We start from the raw sequence: 4,421 nt of genomic DNA, 5'->3' as shown, positions 1-4,421 counted from the left end.
GGCATCGCCAGCGGCCGGATCACCGGCGCCGATATCGCCGCCGCGCAGGCCAGTCCCGGCGTGCTCGCCGTCTGGACCCACCTCAACGTCCCGGCCCAGCCGCCGCGCGGGGCCAAGGCCCATCCGCGCAGCACCCAGGGCTCCAAGCCGGCGCTGGATAGCGACCGCGTCGCCTATTTCGGCCAGCCCGTGGCCTTCGTGGTCGCCGACACCCTGGAGAACGCCGTCTCGGCCTCGCATCTGGTGTCTCTGAGCTATGCGGAAGATGCGCCCGACGCGACCTTCGCCGACCGGCTTGACGCCGCCGGCCAGCCGCCGGGCGAAGAGGATGTGGAAATCGGCCGCTTCGAGGCCGGCTTCGCCGCAGCTGAGGTCCGGCTCGACGAGACCTGGACCACGCCGATCCAGAACCACTGCCAGATGGAGCCCTGCGCCACCACCGCCTGGTGGGAGGGAACAACCTGCGTGGTCCACACCTCGATCCAGATGGTCAAGCCGGCCCAGCATGGCCTGGCCGAGACGCTGGGCATCGGCCGCGACGACGTCCACCTGCTCACCCGCTACATCGGCGGCGGTTTCGGCGGCAAGGGACAGACCTATGACGACCTGACGCTGGCCGCGCTCGCCGCGCGCGCGCTCGGCCGTCCGGTCAAGGTGGCCTTCACCCGACGCCAGATGATGCAGGCCACCATCCATCGTCCCGCCACCGTCCAGCGGGTTCGCCTCGGCGCGAGCCGCGACGGACGGCTGGATGCGATGTCGATCATGACCTGGACTCACTGCCACAAGGACGGATCGTTCACCGAGCACGCCTCCAACTTCGCCCGCAACCTCTACGCCGCGCCCAACCGGCTGACCGGCCACCGCCTCGTGCGCCTCGACCTGCCGCCGGCCGGACCGATGCGCGCGCCGGGCGAGGCCTCGGGCACGCTCAGCCTTGAAGTGGCCATGGACGAGATGGCCGAACGGCTGGGCCTCGATCCTGTCGAGTTCCGCCTGCGCAACGAGCCGGAGGTCGATCCCGAGACCGGCAAGCCCTTTTCGCTTCGTCAGCTGGCCCGCTGCCTCACCGAGGGCGCCCAGCGCTTCGGCTGGGACCGGCGCAACGCCACGCCCGGCCAGGTGCGGGACGGCCGCTGGCTGGTGGGCCTGGGCATGGCCGCCGCGATCCGCGGCAACTTCCTTCTGCCCGCCAAGTGCAGCTTCTCGGTCGATGCGGAGGGCGTGATCACCGTGCGCCAGGGCATGACCGACATCGGCACCGGCACCTACACCGTGCTGGCGCAGATCGCGGCCGAGACTCTGGGCGTGCCGCTCGGCAAGGTCGTGGTCGAGATCGGCGATTCCGAGTTGCCCCCGGCGCCCGGGTCCGGCGGCCAGTTCGGCGCGGCGACCGCCGGCTCGGCGGCGCTGGCGGCGGGCATGAACCTTCGCAAGGCCGTCGCCGAGCTCGCGACCGCCGATCCCGCCTCGCCCCTGCACGGCGGCTATCCCGAGGCCGTCACCTTCCAGGACGGCGTGGTGGCCATCGAAAACCGCTCGGAGACGCTGTCGGACCTGATCCGCCGCGCGGCGCCCGAGGGCCTGACCGTCGAGGGCGAAATCCGCCCCGCCCAGGATGCGCGCGACTGGAGCCAGCACACCTACGGCGCCCACTACTGCGAGGTCGGGGTCGATCCGGTGACCGGCGAAGTGCGCGTGCGCCGGATGCTGGGCGTGTTCGCGGCCGGCCGCATCCTGAACGCCAAGACCGCCCGCAGCCAGCTCACCGGCGGCATGATCTGGGGCGCCGCTTCGGCCCTGCATGAGGGCAACCCGGTCGACCCCCGCTACGGCTCCTTCGCCAACCAGGACCTCGGCCAATACCTCGTGCCGGTCCAGGCCGACATCGGCGAGCTCGAAGCCATCATGCTCGACGAGGTCGACGACAAGGCCAACCCCATGGGCGTCAAGGGCGTCGGAGAACTCGGCAACTCCGGCTCGGGCGCCGCGGTGGCCAACGCCATCTACAACGCCTGCGGTGTGAGGGTCCGGGAGTACCCGATCACGCCGGACAAGCTGCTGGCGGGGCTGATGGCGCGCGGGATGTAGGGGTGTGAAACACGGCGGCTTGGGCTCAACCTCGCGCGTCGGGCCAATCCGAACCGTCGCGTCGAGATCTGGCCATGACGCTCGCCATCACTTCCGGGGCGGGGCCGCCTCTCGCGGCGGTAACGGCGTCTCGAAGGTCCGAAGGTAGTCGGCGAGAGCCACCACCTCATCTTCATCAAGCGGGAAGGCGGGCATTCGCGGGTGAAGCAGGCGCTTCCCCTCCTCGAGCGGGTAGGGGCGATTCTTGATCATCCCTTTTTCGAGGAGCTCGGCGAGCCCGCCGGCGCCATAGCGAAACTTGAGCCTTGCAAACGGTGGAGCGTCCTCGAGCGGGCTCTCACCGTCGGCGATGTTGTGACAGCTCGCGCAGTAGTTCCTGGCGACCTCGCGACCTGCGGCGACGCCTTGGGCCGTCGCTTCACCCCCAAAAACGACCGCGACCCCCAAAGCCGCGAGGAGGACTGGAAAGTTCGTCGACATGGGCATGCCCGCCTTTGCGAGGGATTGTTGTTCAAAGTCCGATCAAGTTGCGACCCTCGGTATCGCTCAAGGTCCAGGTTGTGGGCGCCGCGTCAATGCTGCGCTGTCTCGGCCTAGCCCAGCCCGCGCAGGACCGCCGCCAACTCCCCCTCGCGGAACGGCTTGTTCAGCACCGGCACGCCCCGGTCGCCCTCGCGCAGGTCCGGCTCGCCATAACCGGTCGCGTAGGCGAAGGGCTTGCCCGCCGCGCGCAACGCATCGGCCACGGCATGCGCCGGCTGGCCGTCGAGGTTCATGTCCACCAGGGCGCAGTCGAACCCGCCCGCCGCGATCGCGACGAGCGCGTCCTCCACCCGCGCGGCGGTCCCGGCCATCACACAGCCGATGTCCGCCAGCATGTCCTCGATCAGCATGGCGACCATCGCCTCGTCCTCGACGACGAGGACCCGCAAGCCCTGGGGGTCTGGAAGCGTGGTCACGCCCCAGACTCCCACGCGTCCGCCTTGCGGTCCAGGCGGCAGGGACGACACAATCGCGAAACAGCGCCGGGCTACGCCCGCCCGGCAGATGGGGGAACGTCATGATCGGGTTTCGCGCGGTTCTGGCGGCCGTGGCCGCTCTCGCCCTGGCCGCACCGGCCTGGGCTCAGGCCCCGGCCGGCGCCTTTGATGGCGCGCCGCAGGTGGTCAGGATCGGCCAGGGCGCACTCAAGGGTTCAGTGAAGGACGGCGTCGCCTATCACCTGGGCGTGCCCTATGCCGCGGCCCCGTTGGGCGATCTGCGCTGGAAGCCGCCAAGCGCGGCGCCCGGCTGGAGCGGCGAGCGCGACGCCACCCGGGCCGGCGCCTCGTGCCAGATCGCCGAGGACTGCCTGTTCCTCAACATCGTGCGGCCGGAAGGCGCCGGGCCGGCCGCGAAGCTGCCGGTGATGGTCTGGATCCACGGCGGCGCCTACGTCATCGGGACCAGCATGGGCGCCTTCGGCGGCGACACCGAGGGGACCAATTTCGCCAAGCAGGGCGTCGTCCATGTCAGCCTGAACTATCGCCTCGGCCGCGCCGGTTGGTTCGCTCATCCGGCCCTCACCAAAGAGGGGCCAACCGGCAACTACGGCATGATGGACCAGATCGCGGCGCTGAAGTGGGTCCAGGCCAACATCGCCCGCTTCGGCGGCGATCCGAAGAACGTCACCATCTACGGCGAAAGCGCCGGCGGCATATCGGCGCTCTATCTGATGCTCTCGCCCGATGCGAAGGGGCTGTTCCACAAGGTGATCGGCCAGTCGGCCTTCGCCCGCCATACGCCGACCCCGCTGGCTCAGGCCGAGGCCCAGGGATTGAAGGCGGCCGAGACCGCCGGGATCAAGGGTGACGGGCCGGAGGCCGCCGCCGCTCTGCGCAAGCTGCCGCTCAGCGCCATGCCCTATACCGGCGGAATTGTCAGCCGGGCCGGACCGATCCTTGACGGGCGTTACATCACCTCTGGCGTCGCCCAGGGGTTCGCCGCCGGACGGCAGGCCAAGGTCCCCCTGATGATCGGCGGCAACTCCAATGAGGCCAGCCTCGTGCGCCCCCAGCCCGCGATGCTCGACATCCTGCCCACAGCGGCCCGCGAGGCGGTGCTGAAGGCGTTCGATCCGACCGGCGCCGGAGACAAGGCCCGGATCGTCAACGATCTGGTCACCGTGCAGCTGATCACCGAGCCCGACCGGCACATCTCGCGGATCCAGGCCGCCTCCGGTCAGCCGGTCTATCTCTACTACTTCAGCCATGTGCCGGCGGCGCAGAAGCCGACCCAGCCGTTGGGCGCCCGTCACACCGACGAGATCCGCTTCGTCTTCGGTGCGCCTT

At 70.1% G+C, this 4,421-nt stretch carries 4 protein-coding genes; 2 read left to right on the top strand and 2 right to left on the bottom strand.

Going from position 1 to position 4,421, the window contains the following annotated elements; all coding sequences use genetic code 11:
• Window positions 1–2,091: molybdopterin cofactor-binding domain-containing protein (locus tag ACIQ3R_RS15690; protein WP_397419792.1), on the top strand; the 2,091-nt coding region annotated here is incomplete at its 5' end.
• 87 nt (window positions 2,092–2,178) lie between these two features.
• Here the strand turns inward: ACIQ3R_RS15690 and ACIQ3R_RS15685 are convergent.
• Together ACIQ3R_RS15685 and ACIQ3R_RS15680 are read right to left on the bottom strand one after the other, a co-directional pair.
• On the bottom strand, window positions 2,179–2,571 hold the full coding sequence (locus ACIQ3R_RS15685; protein ID WP_397419791.1) for a c-type cytochrome: 393 nt from the start codon (window positions 2,569–2,571) through the stop codon (window positions 2,179–2,181).
• Window positions 2,572–2,684: 113 nt separating this feature from the next.
• The gene (locus ACIQ3R_RS15680; RefSeq protein ID WP_397419790.1) at window positions 2,685–3,050 is read right to left on the bottom strand and encodes a response regulator; all 366 of its coding nucleotides are present in this window, start codon (window positions 3,048–3,050) and stop codon (window positions 2,685–2,687) included.
• 101 nt (window positions 3,051–3,151) lie between these two features.
• Here ACIQ3R_RS15680 and ACIQ3R_RS15675 point away from each other — a divergent pair.
• The coding region (locus ACIQ3R_RS15675; RefSeq protein ID WP_397419789.1) for a carboxylesterase/lipase family protein at window positions 3,152–4,421 on the top strand (1,270 nt) is incomplete at its 3' end.

Source organism: Phenylobacterium sp. (assembly GCF_044371015.1).
Lineage (GTDB): Bacteria > Pseudomonadota > Alphaproteobacteria > Caulobacterales > Caulobacteraceae > Phenylobacterium.
The sequence above is the reverse complement of the archived record's forward strand: the minus strand, read 5'-3'. Positions and strand labels throughout refer to the sequence as shown.

What these genes read in the sequence shown, in the direction of transcription:
- ACIQ3R_RS15685 (WP_397419791.1), bottom strand. Translation starts at nt 2,571, where the DNA reads ATGTCGACGAACTTTCCAGTCCTCCTCGCGGCTTTGGGGGTCGCGGTC.